This window comes from Streptosporangium longisporum, from assembly GCF_039534895.1.
Classification (GTDB): Bacteria; Actinomycetota; Actinomycetes; order Streptosporangiales; family Streptosporangiaceae; genus Streptosporangium; species Streptosporangium longisporum.
In genome coordinates this window covers 668,912-684,751 of sequence record NZ_BAAAWD010000014.1, presented here as the reverse complement: position 1 = coordinate 684,751, position 15,840 = coordinate 668,912, and the positions used below count along the sequence as shown (strand labels likewise).

Below are 15,840 nucleotides of genomic sequence, written 5' to 3'. Positions count from 1 at the left end.
GTACGGCGCGGGCCGCACAGGAACGAACGACGGACGACCCCAGCGGTCACGACCCCCGGTAAGGACACCGAATGCCGAACATCCCTCAGACACTTCCCGCGTCCCTCCGGGACGTGATCGACCCTGACCTTCCCGCTGCGCCCGGAGGCATGGACACGCCCCTGGAGTACCACCTGGACACCGGGGAGGTCGAGGAGCTGCGGGCCGCGGCCCACGCGCTCGGACAGGTCGGCGAGGCACCCGGCCTGCCGGGCTTCTACGACCGCGGCCTGCCGGCCGAGGAGCTGCTGCCCGCCGGGCTGCGCCGCTTCCTGCTCTCCTACCGCAGGAGCGAACGGGCCGCGGGCTGCCTGGTACACGGCTTCCCGGTGGACGACGCGCTGCTCGGCCCCACCCCGGACCACTGGCGCGAGGCCATCCGCGGCGACACGGCCAGGGACCAGGAGATCTGGCTGGCGCTGTGCGGGATGGCGCTGGGCGACCCGTTCGGCTGGGAGACCCTCCAGGAGGGCCGGATCATCCAGAACATCCTGCCGATCCAGGGCGAGGAGCAGCGGCAGAGCGGCTACGGCAGCGAGAGCCTGCTGGAGTTCCACACCGAGGACGGCTTCCACCCCAACCGCTGCGACTACCTGCTGCTGTTCGGGCTGCGCAACCCCGACCGGGTGCCGACCATCATCGCCTCCGTCCGCGACATCCGGCTGAGCGAGCACGACCGGAACGTCCTGGCGGAGGAGCGCTTCCACATCCTGCCGGACACCGAGCACATCCGGCAGCTGGAGGAGCACTTCCCCGGCCACCCCGCGCTGGAGAAGCTGTACCGCATGGTGCGCCGGCCCGTGCCGACCGCGGTGCTGTCCGGTGACCGGCTCAACCCCTACCTGCGCATCGACCGGCCGTTCATGGACGTGCGCTCCGGCGACACCGAGGCGGCCGCCGCCCTCGACCGGCTGATGGCCGAGCTGCAGCGCGTCCAGCAGGACATCGCGGTCGGCCCCGGCTCGCTGCTGATCGTGGACAACTACCGCGCGGTGCACGGCCGCAGGCCGTTCAGCGCCCGCTACGACGGCACCGACCGGTGGCTGAAGAAGCTCACCGTCAGCCGCAACCTGCGCCGCAACTTCAGTGGCTATGCCCTCAAGAGCCACCGCGTCATCGTCTGAACGCGGGTCCCCCCGGGAGACCCGCTCCCCGGAAGCCCTGTCCCCAGAAAGCGCTGTTCTCGGAAAGTCCCGTTCTCGGAAAGGCGGCATCGACCATGCGAACGGTCATCGTGTCCGGCGCGTCCAGCGGCATCGGGGCCGCCGTCGCCGAACGGTTCGCCCGCTCGGGCGACCACGTGGTCAACTTCGACGTGCGCCCGCCCGCGCCGGACACGACGGCCGGCACCCCGGCGGACGCCGGACGCGTCCCCTGGGTCGAGGTCGACGTCGCGGACTGGTCCGCCGTCCGCGACGCCGTCGACCGGGTCCAGGCCGAGCGCGGCAGGCTCGACGTCGTCATCGCCAACGCCGGGATCAGCATCCGGCACGGCATCCTCGACATCACCGAGGCCGAGGCGCGGCGGACCCTGGACGTCAACCTGATGGGGGTCTTCGCCCTCTGGCGGCACGCCACGCCGCACATGGTGAACCAGGGCGGGGGCGTGCTGCTGGCCACGTCGTCCGTCAACGGCATGCGCGGCTATCCGCTGTACGCGGACTACAACGCCAGCAAGGCGGGCGTGACCTCGCTCTGCCAGACCTTCGCCATCGAGCTGAGCCCGATCATCAGGACCGCCTGCGTCGCGCCGGGCGCCGTCCTGACCCCCATGCAGCGCGCCGAGTACACCGACGCCATGCTGGAGGAGGTCAACGAGCGCATCCCGTCGCGCCGGCACGCCTCCCCGGAGGAGATCGCGGAGGTCTTCCACTTCCTGGCCTCGCCCGGGGCGTCGTTCGTCTCGGGCCAGCAGTTCGTGGTGGACGGCGCCGAGACGGCCGGCGCGACCACCGCCTTCTTCCCCGGCCCGCCGAAGCACTGAGCCGCCCCGGCCCGGCCGGAACAGCCGTCCCCGGCCGGAGCCCGGGGCCGCTCACGCCCCCGGAACACCGGGCCGTCCCCGCTCCGCCGGAGCACCGGGCCGTCACTGGCCCGGTGCCCCGGCCGGGAACGGCCCCTTCCACCGTCAACCCCCGGAGCCCGAGGAAGCCGACCATGGTCACCCGCTCAGAGCTCACCCCGGCCACGCTCGACGAGGTGGATCTCACCGATCCCCGCCTGCACGCCCACCACGACCTCGGGTCGTTCTGGCGCCGCCTGCGCGCCGAGGCCCCGGTGCACTGGCACCCCGAGGCCGAAGGCCGTCCCGGATTCTGGGTGGTGACCGGCTACGACGACGTCGTGTCGGTGCTCAGCGACGCCGAGACCTTCTCCTCCGAGCGCGGCAACGTGCTCGACACCCTGCTGGCGGGCGGCGACTCCGCGGCCGGGCGCATGCTGGCCGTCACCGACGGCCGCCCGCACAAGGCGTTGCGCAGCGTCCTGCTCAAGCCCTTCTCGCCGCGGTCCCTGGAGGTCGTGATCGAGAGCGTGCGGCGCGGCACCCGGCGGCTGGTCGAGGAGGCCGTGGAGCGGGGCGAGGTGGACTTCGCCGCCGACGTCGCCGCGCACATCCCGCTCGCCGCGATCTGCGACCTGCTCGGGGTGCCGCCGTCCGACCGCGGGCACATCATCGAGCTCACCTCGTCCGCGCTGGGCTCGGAGGACGGCGTCCCCGACGAGGAGTCGACCTGGCTGTCGCGCAACGGCCTGCTGCTGTACTTCTCGGAGCTGGCGGCCTCGCGCCGCAGCAAGCCGTACGACGACGTGGTCAGCCTTCTGGTGACCAGGGAGGTCGACGGCCGCACGCTCACCCACGAGGAGATCATCTTCAACTGCTACAGCATCATCATGGGCGGTCACGAGACGACCCGGCTGTCGATGATCGGTGGTCTGCGGGCGCTCATGGAACGGCCCGACCAGTGGCGGGCGCTCACCTCCGGCGAGGTGGGCACGGCCCCGGCGGTCGAGGAGGTGCTGCGCTGGACCACCCCGGCCCTGCACAGCGGGCGGACCGCGACCCACGACACCTTCCTGGGCGACCAGTTCGTGGAGGAGGGCGAGATCGTCACGACCTGGATGGCCTCGGCCAACCGCGACGAGCGGGTCTTCGACGCCCCGGACGACTTCGTCCTGTCCCGCAGCCCGAACAAGCACCTGTCGTTCGCGCACGGGCCGCACTTCTGCCTGGGCGCGTTCCTGGCCCGCGCCGAGCTGACGGCCCTGCTGGAGAGCCTGTGCGAGCTGGTGTCGGTGGCCGAGCCGGCGGGCCCGCCGCGGTACGTCTACTCCAACTTCCTGAGCGGCATGTCGGCTCTCCCGGTCACCCTGACCGGGAGGTGACACCCGTCCCCGTCAGGCGCGGACGGGGACGGGGTCGAGGCCGGGGTCGGGGCCGGCGTCGGGGGACAGGGCCGGGGTCGGGGACGCGCGCCGGGCCGCTACCGCTCCGCCTTCTCCAGGGCCCCGATCTCCGTCAGGGCCCCGAGGACGGCCGCGAGGGTCGCCTCGGGATGCGTCTGCGGGAAGGCGTGGCCGCCGGGCAGCACTCGCATCCGGTGCGCGGACGAGGTGTAGCCCGCCCACGGCTCGACCTGGGGCACGGTGGCGACGTGGTCCTCGGCGCCCGCCAGGGTGAACAGCGGGCAGCTCACCGGGACCGGCCGCGGGATGCGGTAGCCCTCCGCGAGCGCCATGTCGCCGCGCACCGCGCGCAGCAGGTCCCGCAGGAAGTCCGGGAAGTCCAGCAGCTCGGGCGGCAGCCCGTCGCCGTTCTGCAGCCAGGCGACCAGCTGGGCGTCGTCACCGCCGGCGACCGGCTCCCGGTCCAGGGGCAGGTGCGGCGCGCGCGATCCCGAGGCCAGCAGGGCGCTCGGGGGCCGCAGCCCCAGCCGTTCGATCCGCAGCGTCAGCTCGTACGCCAGGACCGCGCCGAAGCTGTGCCCGAACAGGGCGTACGGCATGGTGAACTCGTCGCGCAGGCCGGTCAGGAGCGCCTCGACCAGCGGCTCCAGCGCGTCCGGCACGGGCTCGTCGATGCGCGAGCCGCGTCCGGGCAGGTCCACCGGCACCAGCTCGACCCCCTGGGGCAGGTACTGCCGCCAGGGACCGAAGGCGCCCGCGCTTCCCCCGGCCTGGGGAAAGCAGATCAGTCTCAGCCGGGGACGTCCGACGCCGAACCGGGCGCTCACCCAGCAGGTCCTCGACGTGCCCGACGCGACGGCGTCCGCTGTGCTCATGGCGACCAGCCTCACCGCTCCCACCCCGGCCACGACAGGCAACCCGGGCGGCAACTTGGGCGGTCACCCGCGGAAATCCGAGCGGCAGGTGATCGAAAATTGCCGTGCGCTTGCCGGGCCCGTTGCCTGGGACGGGTGCGCGGCCCTGCCTAACGTCGAGGCCATGACTCACACTCCTGCCGCCGTCGGCGCCGAAGTCGTCGCCCCCCTGGTGACCAACCTGGTCTCGCTCATCGCACCGCGCAAGGTCGATCAGGTCGAACCGGAGCATCGTCTCGTCGGTGACCTCGGCTTCCACTCCCTGGTGCTCGCGGAGCTGGGTTACAACCTGGAGGAGCTGTTCGGGCTCGAGACCCTGGGTCCCGAGGAGGCCATGAAGCTGGAGCGCGTCGGCGACGTGATCCGGCTGATCATCACCGAGGTGGGCGAGGGCCGGGGGACCTACCCCGACGCCGACACCGTCTCCTCCATCTTCGCCCGCTTCGGCGTCGACAGCCCCGCGCTGTGACCGGCCACGGATCCGAGCGCCCGGCGTACGAGCTGGTCGCGGAGCTGGAGCGGACGCTGGGGGACCCGGCCGCGGGCACCGGCCCGTTCAGCCACGCCGAGACCGTGGAGCACGAGGAGAGGGACGCCCTGCCCCCGGGAGCGGTGGACCTGCTGAGATCCTGGGAGTTCCCGCGGTACCTGGTGCCCGAGGAGTTCGGCGGCCGGCTGCGGAACCTGGAGCACCTGTTCCTGCTGACCCGTTCGTTGTCGCGCCGCAACCTGACCGTGGCGGTGATGTTCGGCTCGACGCTGCTGGCCATCAACCCGGTGTGGCTGTGGGGCGACGAGGAGCAGCGCGCGCGGGTCGCGCAGGGCATCATCGGGGGCGACCTCGCGTGCTTCGCGGTCTCCGAACCCGACCACGGCAGCGACCTGGGCACCAACGAGACCACGGCCGTGCCGGACGGCGACGGGTACCTGCTCACCGGCGAGAAGTGGCCCGTCGGCAACGCCACCCGGGGCCGCTTCGTCATCGTCTACGCGGCCGTCGAGGGCAGCGGCTCGTCGCTGCTGCTGGTCGACAAGGAGCACCTGACGCAGGGGACGTGGACCAACCGTCCCTTCGTGCGGACCGTGGGGCTGCGCGGGCACGACCTCAGCGGGATCACCTTCCAGGCCACCCGGGTGCCGGGCGACGTGATGCTCGGCCGCAGCGGCGCCGGCCTGGTCGAGATCCTCCAGGTGCTGCAGATAACGCGCACGGCCATCGGCGCGCTGTCCATCGGCACCATGGACTCCGCCCTGCGGATCGCCCTGCGCTACGCCCACGAGCGGCGGCTGTACGGCAAGGAGATCTACCACCTCCCCGTCGTACGGCGGCACCTGCTGAACGCGCACCTGGACCTGCTCATCGCCGAGTGCACGGCGCTGCCGGTGGCGCGCTCGCTCTCGGTCGTGCCGTCCCGGCTCAGCCTGTGGTCCTCCGTCGTCAAGTACCTCGTGCCGACGCTCGGCGAGGGGGTCATGGAGGAGATCGCCCGGGTCCTGGGAGCGCGCAGCTACCTGCGGGAGGGGGTGGCCTCGGGGATCTTCCAGAAGCTCCAGCGCGACCACGCGATCGCGAGCATCTTCGAGGGGACCACCCACGTCAACCTGCACAACATCGCCGTGCAGCTGCCCGCGGTGGCCCGGCTGGCCGCCCGCCCGCCGGCCGGTGGGCAGGAGGTGCTGCGGCAGTTGTTCGACCTCTCCGAGGAGGCGCCCGTGTGGCACCCCGCGGGCCGGTCGCTGCGGCTGACCAACGGCAGCGAGGACGAGATCACCCGGGGCTGGGACCCGGCCGCCGCCGAGGCCTGCGAGATCGCCGAGCGTGAGCTCCCGGCGTCGGAGGCCGACGCGCTCGTCAAGGTCATCGGGGAGTTCTCCGCCCGCCGGACGACCTTCTACGCGCGGCTCGCCGAGGACTACGTCGACGCGGCGTCGACCCGGGCGCAGGACCTGGCCGCGGAGCACTGCGTCCACCACGCCGCGGCGTCCTGCCTGTACACCTGGCTGTACTCCTTCGAGGGGGAACGCGCCTCGGAGGGCGGCACCGGCTGGCTGGTGCTGGTCCTGCAGCGGCTGCTGCAGCGGCTGGACCGGACGGTCGAGCTCGACGAGGGCCACCTGTCACGGCTGGAGACGCTCGTCCTGTCCGGCCTCGACGGCCCGGAGTACTTCTCGCTCCGTACCGTCAGGGCCGCGGCCGGGGCGGCGGGGGGGCTGAGCCGGGCGGGTGCCCGGTGCTCCGCCGTCGTTCCCGCCGCCCGCACGGCCGTCCCCGTCACCTCCACGGTCGTTCCGGTCTTCTCATCGTTCTCGTCGTTCTTGCCGGTCCCGTCGTCGTTCCGATCGCCTCGGGCGCCCCGCCCGGCGACGTCCCCCCGGACGTCGCCGTGTCAGATGGCGGGGCGCCAGGCGCCGTCCACGGCGAGGCAGTAGTCGTCGTTGCCCAGTGACCAGTCCGGGCCCGAGGTTCCGCGTCTCTCCAGCTGGGCGACGAAGTGCCGCACCACCGCGTAGATGCGGTACCTGTACTGCTGCCCGCGCCTGATCTGGATGAGCGAGGCCTCGGCGAGCTCGGCCAGGAGCTGGGCGACGCGCGACCGCTCCGAGCCGTTCGGCCGGGTGGCCAGCGCCTCCTCCAGCGAGAACGTGTCCGGCATCGCGACGAGCTCGTGGAGCAGCTCGCGGTGCGGGGGGCTGAGCAGGTCGTAGCTCCACCGCACACTGTCGGACAGCGTGCGGTGCCGGGACAGGTCGCTGGCGTCGGTCTTGCCGAGCAGATGGAAGAGCGTGTCCTCCTGGAGGAGAGAGGTGAGCGGCAGCGTCCTGAGCCGCCGTGCCGCGATCTCTATGGCCAGCGGCATGCCGTCGAGGAGCCGGCACAGCTTGGTGACGAGCGGCAGGTGGTTGCCCAGGTCCAGGGTCGGCAGGCTGGCCTGCGTGCGGCGCAGGAAGAGCTCCACCGCGGCCGCCATGGACCCGTTGTGGAAGTCGTGGTCGTCGACCGGGAGCGGCTCGACCTCCCAGGTCTCGGCCTCGCCGATGGTCAGCATGCGGCGCGAGGTGACCAGGATGTGCAGGCCCGGGTACTCGTCGAGCAGCCGTCGCGCGAGGTGCACCGTCTGGTGGGGGACGTGCTCGGCGCCGTCCAGGATCAGCAGCCGCCGCCCGGCCTGCGCCTCGCCGTCGAGCCAGGTGTCCGCGCCGATCATCTCCCGGACGAGGTACGTCAGCTCGTCCTGCGCGCGGGGTCCGAGCTGTTCGGACAGGCAGTGGTGCAGCTCCGCGGTGGCCACGCCCTCCAGGAAGAGCGGCCGCAGCCGGGCCGCCACCGTCAGGGCGAGGCGGGTCTTCCCCACGCCGCCCGGACCGGTCAGGACGGTGAGCCGGTTGCGCTGGGCGGCGGCCAGGATGTGCCCCATGTCGGCCTGCCGCCCCACCAGCGGATTGTGCGGAGGATGGGGCCCCCGCCAGGGTGGAAGTCCCGGCGCGTTCGACTGCTGCGGCTCGGAATGGGGCCGCAGCAGCCTCGGCCGGTCGTGATCCCAGGTGGACGGTTCCGCGAACGAGGCGGTTGCGGTGCCCAGTGCCTTGAGCAGCAGGGCCACGGAGCTGCGACGCGGATTGGTGTTGGTGCCGGTCTCCAGGTTGCGGATGGTCCGGACGCTCACCCCGGAGCGCTCGGCCAGTTCCTCCTGGGTCCAGCCGGCGATCTTCCGCTGGTTGAGCAGGAAGTCGCGCAGCTGGTGGATGTTCGCTCGGTCGAAAGGAAAGATGTAATCAGGAATCAACATATCGATGAATTGCCCCCGTTGGCGAACGACACGTGTTACCCATATGCGCACTTGCAACGGTCGCGAAAATTCGATTTCCGCATCTTTCGGTCAGAGAGGCTGACGGGTGCGCGTCGTTGCGGAACAGCGCTATGGTTCCTGGTGGACGGTGCATTAGGGCCTGACCCGTATGCACGAGGGTCAGACTATTCGAAGGTGACTTCTCGTGGGAGGTGACGGAGTTGGCAGGAACCTACGGTTGGCCGTTTGCTGCCGACCGTTATCGGAGTGTCATTACTTGATCACTCGACGCGTGTCAGGACGCCTTAATCCACGGCATGAATTTCCTTGGGTGTATTGACAGGGACGCGGCTTCCGTACCGAAGGCGTGACGATTGGGCCCGTCGAGCTGTGACGATCGCCCAAGCCGGTTGTGACGATCGCCCAGAAGTGCCGTGTCGAAAGCCGGGGAACCGCCCGGAGTGACGGGCCGATCACCGTCCATCACTGTCAGGAACCCCCTTTCGGGCCCCGGTCCGTTCTCCACGGAAATGCATCCGTCCCGGGTGCCCGAATGGCGGCGGGACATATCGGTGACCACCGCATTCGATCGGGCCGTTTATCCTCGGGTGTTCCCGACCCGCGTTTCGAAGACCATAATATTTTCGGTCATCGTATTTTCGGTCTGCCCGATATCGAGATGAAATGGTCTGCGTCCCCGGAGGCGCCCGCCTTTCACCGCGTGGTCGCCGGGAAGTGCCGGACCGGGCGCGCGCTCGCTCCGATATGCGGGGAGCGCTCGCTCCGATATGCGGGGAGACGCGGGAACGACAGCCTTCGCGTCCGGCCGGTGACGACGATCGCGAATGTAGCGGTCCAAAGAATTGCAAGCGGCCGGCGGTGGTGCTCGCCCGCCCTCGGGGGCCGTCTTCCCTGGGAGAACACCGTCGCCTCCGCCCGGGACGACGGCCCTCTTTGTTCTTGTCACGTTCCAGGACGGAAATCCGGGTGAAATGTTTAGATTTCAATCGTCACGCGGGCGTAAATACGAGCGCGCCTCAGCGCCACGGTCCGGTCACATAGCGACATGGGCACGACCCGCGCCTTTCCTGTGCCACCCCGGGCGGCGCCCCCGAAGGCAGGAAAGCGCCACCCCCGGTGCCGGTGGCGAGGCCCGCACGCCCTTCCGGGCGGCCGGGCGACGCCCGGGCAGGTCGTGACGGATTTCCGGGCCCCGCGCGGAGCGGACGAGTAAGGAAAGGCGCCCCGGATCGGGAACACCGGGCCATGAGGCATCGCGGAGTGGGCGCGGTACCGCGTGATGGAACGCGGATCACGGTTACGAATCGGACGAGTGCTTTACCGAAAAATGTGCGCTACTCTCCCGAAAGAGAAGGGGTAAGCGAGCGGTGTGCATTCGTCTTCGCCGAGGGGGCCGACTTTCCCGTGGTCGTCACGTGTCGTCCTCTCGGGGTCTTCGTGCCACGGCACCGCGAATGGAAGGGCCGGTCCGTACCGGCCACGGGGCGATGCGGGCAGGGGTCCTGGGAGATGTATCGGCTGTTCGGCGACCCGGGCGGAGGTCGTGGGCGGCGAGGCCACGCCGGGCCGTCGCGGCCGGTCAGGGCCGTCCGGCGAGGGACGGGGCGGCGGCTCGTGCGCCCGGCGGGACCGATGTCGTCCCAGGTCCAGGCCGGAGCGGGCCGGTCCGCCGTCACCGAGGCGATCCGGGCGGCCGCGCGGATCGCCCCTTTCCCGGTGAACGCGACCTTTCATTCCGGCAGGGAGAAACGACGCTCCCGGGCCGATTCCAGCGAGAAACCCGACCGGCGCGATATCGGAAGCCGGGCGGCACGGACAGGAAGATCTCCCGACAATGTGATCGCCATGTTCTTTTCCGGGGAATCCGAAGAGGAGTTCACGCGTCATCGGCCGCCCGATACGCGCGTGGAAACACGTCGATTCACCGCCCGGCACATCGGCGGGGACCCGCGAACCCGTGGAATACATGTCATCGGGAAACGCGCGTCCTCTGCCGGACGGCTTTCCGGTGAACGGCCGATGAAGCCCATGACGGCGTGACACGGCCCGCCGGCTCCGGCGTACGGAGAACATGGGGCTCGTCCCCGCCCGATCACGACGGACCGCCCGATCGCGCGGCAGGTCCGGGCCGGAGGGCGGCAGGTCCGGGCAGGAAGGTGACAGGCCGGGCGAGGGTGACGAAATTCCGGTACCGGCCGTGCCGGATCGGCGGCCGTCCGGCCGAGGGAGCGGTCCGCACACCGCGCCTTCACGGGCCTTCATGGGCCGTCACGGACCGGCTCGGCGTTCGGCCATGTGGTGTCGATCGACTGATTCATGATCAGGTGCGTGTCAGCGGTAGTAGGGGCACTGGAACAAACGGGGACGCAGAATGGTGGAAAAACCGACGTTGCAGCGATTAGGACTTGATGGCCCCACCGAGGCCGTGTACCGGGCGATGATCGACGATCGTCGCCGGCACATCGACGACCTGGTGGATCGTCTGGGGCTTCCGGAGGGCGAGATAAAGGCCGCTCTGGACCAGCTGGCGAAACTGGATCTGCTGCGCCCGCTCGGAGACGGCACCGGGCAGCTGGTGGATCCTCATCTCGGTCTCAAATCCCTGCTGCTCCAGCGCATCTCCAGGATCGAGGATCTGCTGGAGGAGTTCGAGGAGGACCGGTCCGCCGTCCTCACCCTGCTGAACCGGTACGACGACCTGAATCCCGGGGACGAGGCCGGTGACTACGCGATCGGCTCGGACGCCGTGCTGGACCGGCTGCGCGGGCTCGCGGACCGGGCCACCGTGGAGTGGGCAGCCTTCGTCCCGGGCGGCACCGGGTTCGCGAGCCTGCTGGCGCCCGCCTGGTCACTGGAGCAGCGGGTCCGCCGCCGTGGCGTCTCGACGCGCACCGTCTACACCGACAGCATCCGCAACGACGCCAAGATGTCCCGCCGGGACGCCGGGATGCCCGACCATCCGGCGTACGGGGAAGAGCTCGGCGACCGGGCCAGAACGGTGCCCTCGCTGCCCGTCCACATGGTCGTCATCGACCGGTCGGTGGCGGTGCTGCCCCTCGATCCGGACGAGCCCTGCAAGGGCGTCATACAGCTCTCGACGCCCGGCGCGCTCGCGGCCCTGTCGACGCTGTTCGAGAGCACCTGGGAGCGCGCGGTCCCGCTGGAGACGGACATCCCTCCCAACGAGCACGGTCTCACCCCGCAGGAGAGGGAGCTGCTCCGCCTGCTGTCCCACGGATTGACCGACGACGTCATCCGCAGGCGTCTCGGCGTCTCGCTGCGCACGGTGCGCAGGATGGTCGCGGACCTCTTCGTCAGCCTTGGGGCGGACAGCCGCTTCGCGGCGGGTTACCAGGCCGCCAAGCGGGGCTGGCTCTGACCCCACCCCCGCCCGCGCGTGCGACCGGGGCACTCCGCCCGCGCGTACCGCCCAGGTACTCCGCTCGCGCGTGCGGCCGGGGCGCTCGCCCGCGCCCCGGCCGTACGCGCGAAGGGCGGGGGGCGTGAAACCACAGGTGAGAAGGCGATCCTCCCGCGGATCCGATACCGGGCCCGCGCCTCGTGGGGCACGGGACGCACCGGCGCCATCCACCGTTCGGTGGATCTCCGGGTCATCAGCATTCGCCGACGAGCATGGCCGGCAGGTCGATTCGCCCGGAACGCGGTCACACCATGCTTGAGCCATGGCAGTCATCGAGGTCACGGACCTCCGCAAGCGGTACGCGGACCTGACGGTCCTGGACGGGGTGTCGTTCTCCGTGGAGGAGGGCGAGATCTTCGGCCTCCTGGGCCCGAACGGGACCGGCAAGACCACCACGGTGGAGTGCGTGGAGGGACTGCGGCGGCCCGACAGCGGGTCGATCAGGGTCCTCGGGCTCGACCCGGTCGGCGACGCGCGCAGGGTGCACGAGCAGATCGGGGTGCAGCTCCAGCAGACCCAGCTGCCGGAGAACCTCAAGGTCTGGGAGGCGCTCGACCTGTACGCCTCCTTCTACGCGGCCCCGCGCGACTGGCGGGAGCTGCTGGAGGAGTGGGGGCTGGCCGACAAGCGGAACGCCCGGTTCGGGAAGCTGTCCGGCGGCCAGAGGCAGCGGCTGTTCATCGCGCTGGCCCTGGTGGGCAACCCGCGGGTGGCCTTCCTGGACGAGCTGACCACGGGCCTGGACCCGACGGCCCGCCGCGCCACCTGGGAACTGATCAAGCGGGTCCGCGCCGGCGGCGTGACGGTGGTGCTGGTCAGCCACTTCATGGACGAGGTGGAGGAACTGTGCGACCGCGTCGCCGTCCTCGACCGCGGCAGGGTCGTGGCGGTCGACACCCCGGCCGGGCTGGCCGAGGGCGAGCACCGGATGCGGTTCACGCTGGTGGCCGGGGACCTGACCGGCCTGGAGAACCTGCCCGGGGTCACCGGGGTCTCCACCGAGGGCGACCGGGTGGTCGTCACGGGGACGGGCGAGTTCGCCACCGTGGTCACCGCCCACCTGGCCCGCCACCACATCCTGGTCGGCGACCTCCGCATCGACAAGCGCACCCTGGAAGACGCCTTCACCGCCCTGACCGGCCGAACCCTCGACTGAAGGAATCCGATCATGATGAAGCTCGCCGTCGTCGAGACCAAGCTGCTGACGCGGGAACCCGGGGCGCTGTTCTCCCTGCTCATCCCGCTGTTCATCCTGGTGGTGTTCGGAAGCTCGATCCAGCCGGGCGACACCGTACTGCTGCCCATGGCGCTGGCCATCGCCGTGGGACTCGTGGCCCTGTACCTGGTGCCCACCACCCTGGCCACCTACCGCGAACGGGGCATCCTGCGCAGGCTGTCCGTCACGCCGGTGAAACCCGGAAGCCTGCTGGTGGTGCAGCTGCTCCTGCAGCTCGTCCTCGCGGTGACCGCCTGCGGGCTGCTGATGGTCGTCGCCGGCACCGTCCTGAAGGCCCACCTGCCCACCGGGGTGCTGTCCGGCCTGCTGGTGTTCGGCCTCGGCACGGCGAGCATGTTCGCGATCGGGCTGCTCATCGCGGCGCTGGCGCCCAACGGCCGGTCCGCCAACGGGTTCGGCGTCCTGCTGTACTTCCCGATGGCCTACCTCGCCGGGCTCATGCAGCCCCCCGGCCAGATGCCCGCCATCGTGGCGCGCATCGGGGAGTACACCCCCCTGGGCGCCTTCCGGCAGAGCCTGGCGGACGTCTGGGCGGGGAACGCCCCGAGCCCCGTGCTGCTGGGTGTGATGGCCCTCTACGCCCTGGTCGTCGGTGCCGCGGCCGCCGTGTTCTTCCGCTGGGAGTGACGAATGACCGGCCGGCTCGACCGATGGGAACGGCTGCTGGAACGCCAGATGGCGGCCGTTCCGTACGTCCTCCTGCTGGTCTCCGCGGTGCTCTCGCTGCTCACCGGCGGCGACCCGTGGATCACGACGGTCCTTGTGGCCGTCGCGATCGCCTGGATGTGGCTGGTACCGCGCGGCGCGGTCTACGTGGCCGGGCTGGTGGTCCTGATCGGCCTGCTGTGCACGCAGGAGGTGTGGTTCGCGACGTTCTTCGCCTTCATCGGTTACCTCCACTCCTGGCAGTACCTGAAGGGGAGGTGGCGGCCGGTCGGGGTGACCGCCACGGCGGCGATCAGCGTCGCGGCCTACAACGGGGGCCCGCCCGAGCCCACCCCGTCCGGGATCCTCACGTACCTGTTCTTCACCGCGGCCATCGTCGCGGCGGTGAGCCTGTTCAGCTTCGTCGGAGAGATCACGAACGAGCGGAGCAGCGAGCGCGAGCGCATGGTGGCGCGGCTGGAGGAGGCCATGCGGGAGAACGCCGGCCTCCAGGCCCAGCTCCTGTTCCAGGCCCGCGAGGCGGGCGTGCTCGACGAACGGCAGCGCATGGCGGCCGAGATCCACGACACCCTCGCGCAGGGCCTGACCGGCATCATCACCCAGCTGCAGGCGGCCCGGCAGGCCGAGGACCCGCACCGTCACCTGGACAACGCGGTCCGGCTGGCCCGTGAGAGCCTCGCCGAGGCCCGGCGCTCGGTGCACGCGGTGGGTCCCGGGCAGCTGGAGGCGGCGCCGCTGCCCGAGGCGCTGCGGGACGTCGTGACCCGGTGGGGCGAGCTCAACGGGACGCGCGCCGACGTCACCGTCACCGGTACGGTCCGTCCCATGCACCCGGAGGTCGAGGAGACGCTGCTGCGCACGGCGCAGGAGGCCCTGGCCAACGCCGCCACGCACGCCGGCGCGTCCCGCGTCGGCCTGACCCTGTCGTACATGGAGGATGTGATCACCCTGGACGTCCGCGACGACGGCGCCGGGTTCGACCCCGGGCGCGTCCGTGACGGCGGAGGCTTCGGCCTCACCTCGATGCGCAGGCGGGTGAGCCGCCTGGCGGGCACGTTGGAGATCGAGTCCGAGCCCGGCGCGGGCACCGCGATCTCCGCGAGCGTCCCGGCGGTGGCCCGTGACTGAGACCCCCATCCGGCTGCTCATCGCCGACGACCACCCCATCGTCCGCGACGGCATCCGCGGCATGTTCGCCGGAGACCCGGCCTTCGAGGTGCTCGGCGAGGCCGGCGACGGCGCGCAGGCCGTCGAACTCGCGCGGGCGCTGAACCCGGACGTGATCCTCATGGACCTGCGCATGCCGGGAACGGACGGCGTCACGGCCATCAAGGAGCTCGCCCGGCTGGGCAGCACGGCCCGCGTCCTGGTCCTGACCACCTACGACACCGACCGGGACGTCCTGCCCGCCATCGAGGCAGGCGCCACCGGCTACCTCCTCAAGGACACCGGCCGCGACGAGCTCGTCCGTGCCGTGCGCACGGCCGCGCGGGGCGAGGCCGTCCTCTCCCCGTCGGTCGCCACCCGCCTCCTCGGCCAGGTCCGCACCCCCGCCGACCCTCTGAGCGCCCGGGAACTGGAGGTCCTCCGGCTCATCGCCGACGGCGCCACCAACCGCGAGGCGGCCGTGCGCCTGTTCATCAGCGAGGCCACGGTCAAGAGCCACGTGCTGCACATCTACGCCAAGCTCGGCGTCAACGACCGCGCGGCCGCCGTCGCCGTGGCCTTCCGCCGCGGCCTGCTCACCCTGGACAACGGCTGACCGGCCGTCCGCTCGCGCCGGGGCCGGGGGAGCGTCCGGTGATCCGTTCCACCAGGCCGGGCACGTCCACCGGCTCCGTCGTGTCCACCCGGTGCACCGGACCCAGCCCCAGGGGCCCGGCCGTCCTGGCCCATTCCCGCCACTGCGCGTCGTCGACGTGCGCGTCGTGGTGGACGGCATGGCGGTCGGCGATCCGTTCCGTGTACCGACGCCGGGCGACGGACAGGGGGACCTCGCACCACACCTCGTGGACGTCCCCGGCGCCCGCCCGGTCCAGCCCGGAGATCACCACCGGCCGCAGACCGGCCGGCCAGGGGCTCTCCAGGACCGCGCCCCGGCCCGCGTCCGACAGCAGGGTCCACAGGCTCTCCGCGGCCGCGGCCCCCAGGATCCGGCTCCACTGCCGCGAGCCGTACCCCTGGGGAGGGGTGGCGCCGATGACGTCGGCGAGGGTCTCCTTGATGCCGTCCTTGCTGAAGAGCGGCAACCCGAGCTCCCGGGCCAGCTCCCTGGCCAGGGTCGTCTTCCCGGAGCCCGGAAGGCCGTTGACGAGTACGACCAGCACGGCACGATGCTAGATCACACGC

At 71.3% G+C, this 15,840-nt stretch carries 14 protein-coding genes; 11 read left to right on the top strand and 3 right to left on the bottom strand.

Annotation, left to right across the window (positions count from 1 at the left end):
- Nucleotides 1–149: 149 nt before the first annotated feature.
- The 3 genes from gntD (at nt 150) to ABD832_RS26375 (ending at nt 3,423) form a co-directional block, all read left to right on the top strand.
- Nucleotides 150–1,163 carry a guanitoxin biosynthesis L-enduracididine beta-hydroxylase GntD gene (gene gntD / locus ABD832_RS26385; protein WP_344900029.1) on the top strand — a complete coding sequence of 338 codons (1,014 nt, stop codon included), beginning with the start codon at nt 150–152 and terminating at the stop codon, nt 1,161–1,163.
- 95 nt (nt 1,164–1,258) lie between these two features.
- Nucleotides 1,259–2,023, top strand: coding sequence for an SDR family NAD(P)-dependent oxidoreductase (locus tag ABD832_RS26380; protein ID WP_344900027.1), 765 nt, complete (start codon nt 1,259–1,261; stop codon nt 2,021–2,023).
- 173 nt (nt 2,024–2,196) lie between these two features.
- Nucleotides 2,197–3,423 carry a cytochrome P450 gene (locus ABD832_RS26375; RefSeq protein ID WP_344900025.1) on the top strand — a complete coding sequence of 409 codons (1,227 nt, stop codon included), beginning with the start codon at nt 2,197–2,199 and terminating at the stop codon, nt 3,421–3,423.
- A gap of 98 nt (nt 3,424–3,521) precedes the next feature.
- Here the strand turns inward: ABD832_RS26375 and ABD832_RS26370 are convergent, their stop codons facing one another.
- Nucleotides 3,522–4,319, bottom strand: a complete 798-nt coding sequence (locus ABD832_RS26370) for a thioesterase II family protein (protein WP_344900023.1) — start codon at nt 4,317–4,319, stop codon at nt 3,522–3,524.
- Nucleotides 4,320–4,482: 163 nt separating this feature from the next.
- Between ABD832_RS26370 and ABD832_RS26365 the strand changes: the two genes are divergently transcribed.
- Nucleotides 4,483–4,827, top strand: a complete 345-nt coding sequence (locus ABD832_RS26365) for a phosphopantetheine-binding protein (protein ID WP_344900021.1) — start codon at nt 4,483–4,485, stop codon at nt 4,825–4,827.
- Nucleotides 4,824–6,788 carry an acyl-CoA dehydrogenase family protein gene (locus ABD832_RS26360; protein ID WP_344900019.1) on the top strand — a complete coding sequence of 655 codons (1,965 nt, stop codon included), beginning with the start codon at nt 4,824–4,826 and terminating at the stop codon, nt 6,786–6,788. Before ABD832_RS26365 ends, ABD832_RS26360 begins: the two co-directional genes overlap by 4 nt.
- Here the strand turns inward: ABD832_RS26360 and ABD832_RS26355 are convergent.
- A complete protein-coding gene (locus ABD832_RS26355; RefSeq protein ID WP_344900017.1) occupies nt 6,746–8,146 on the bottom strand; it encodes an ATP-binding protein in 1,401 nt (466 codons plus the stop codon). The two genes, ABD832_RS26360 and ABD832_RS26355, sit on opposite strands and share 43 nt — an antisense overlap.
- A gap of 1,653 nt (nt 8,147–9,799) precedes the next feature.
- Between ABD832_RS26355 and ABD832_RS26350 the strand changes: the two genes are divergently transcribed.
- The 6 genes from ABD832_RS26350 (at nt 9,800) to ABD832_RS26325 (ending at nt 15,253) form a co-directional block, all read left to right on the top strand.
- The gene (locus tag ABD832_RS26350) at nt 9,800–10,207 is read left to right on the top strand and encodes a hypothetical protein (protein ID WP_344900015.1); all 408 of its coding nucleotides are present in this window, start codon (nt 9,800–9,802) and stop codon (nt 10,205–10,207) included.
- 397 nt (nt 10,208–10,604) lie between these two features.
- Nucleotides 10,605–11,546, top strand: a complete 942-nt coding sequence (locus ABD832_RS26345; RefSeq protein WP_344900013.1) for a helix-turn-helix transcriptional regulator — start codon at nt 10,605–10,607, stop codon at nt 11,544–11,546.
- 304 nt (nt 11,547–11,850) lie between these two features.
- Nucleotides 11,851–12,744, top strand: a complete 894-nt coding sequence (locus tag ABD832_RS26340) for an ABC transporter ATP-binding protein (protein ID WP_344900011.1) — start codon at nt 11,851–11,853, stop codon at nt 12,742–12,744.
- Between the two features lie 12 nt (nt 12,745–12,756).
- Entirely contained in the window at nt 12,757–13,452 is a 696-nt protein-coding gene (locus ABD832_RS26335; RefSeq protein ID WP_344900009.1) for an ABC transporter permease, read from the top strand.
- A gap of 3 nt (nt 13,453–13,455) precedes the next feature.
- A complete protein-coding gene (locus ABD832_RS26330; protein WP_344900007.1) occupies nt 13,456–14,619 on the top strand; it encodes a sensor histidine kinase in 1,164 nt (387 codons plus the stop codon).
- Nucleotides 14,612–15,253, top strand: coding sequence for a response regulator (locus tag ABD832_RS26325; RefSeq protein WP_344900005.1), 642 nt, complete (start codon nt 14,612–14,614; stop codon nt 15,251–15,253). The genes ABD832_RS26330 and ABD832_RS26325 overlap by 8 nt, the downstream gene beginning before the upstream one ends.
- Here the strand turns inward: ABD832_RS26325 and ABD832_RS26320 are convergent.
- On the bottom strand, nt 15,234–15,818 hold the full coding sequence (locus ABD832_RS26320; protein WP_344900003.1) for a P-loop nucleotide/nucleoside kinase family protein: 585 nt from the start codon (nt 15,816–15,818) through the stop codon (nt 15,234–15,236). The genes ABD832_RS26325 and ABD832_RS26320 overlap by 20 nt on opposite strands.
- Nucleotides 15,819–15,840: the final 22 nt, after the last annotated feature.

Coding starts and splice junctions, on each gene's coding strand:
- gntD (WP_344900029.1), top strand. CDS start 150: ATGGACACGCCCCTGGAGTACCACCTGGACACCGGGGAGGTCGAGGAG.
- ABD832_RS26380 (WP_344900027.1), top strand. CDS start 1,259: ATGCGAACGGTCATCGTGTCCGGCGCGTCCAGCGGCATCGGGGCCGCC.
- ABD832_RS26375 (WP_344900025.1), top strand. CDS start 2,197: ATGGTCACCCGCTCAGAGCTCACCCCGGCCACGCTCGACGAGGTGGAT.
- ABD832_RS26370 (WP_344900023.1), bottom strand. CDS start 4,319: ATGAGCACAGCGGACGCCGTCGCGTCGGGCACGTCGAGGACCTGCTGG.
- ABD832_RS26365 (WP_344900021.1), top strand. CDS start 4,483: ATGACTCACACTCCTGCCGCCGTCGGCGCCGAAGTCGTCGCCCCCCTG.
- ABD832_RS26355 (WP_344900017.1), bottom strand. CDS start 8,146: ATGTTGATTCCTGATTACATCTTTCCTTTCGACCGAGCGAACATCCAC.
- ABD832_RS26350 (WP_344900015.1), top strand. CDS start 9,800: ATGTCGTCCCAGGTCCAGGCCGGAGCGGGCCGGTCCGCCGTCACCGAG.
- ABD832_RS26345 (WP_344900013.1), top strand. CDS start 10,605: ATGATCGACGATCGTCGCCGGCACATCGACGACCTGGTGGATCGTCTG.
- ABD832_RS26340 (WP_344900011.1), top strand. CDS start 11,851: ATGGCAGTCATCGAGGTCACGGACCTCCGCAAGCGGTACGCGGACCTG.
- ABD832_RS26335 (WP_344900009.1), top strand. CDS start 12,757: ATGATGAAGCTCGCCGTCGTCGAGACCAAGCTGCTGACGCGGGAACCC.
- ABD832_RS26330 (WP_344900007.1), top strand. CDS start 13,456: ATGACCGGCCGGCTCGACCGATGGGAACGGCTGCTGGAACGCCAGATG.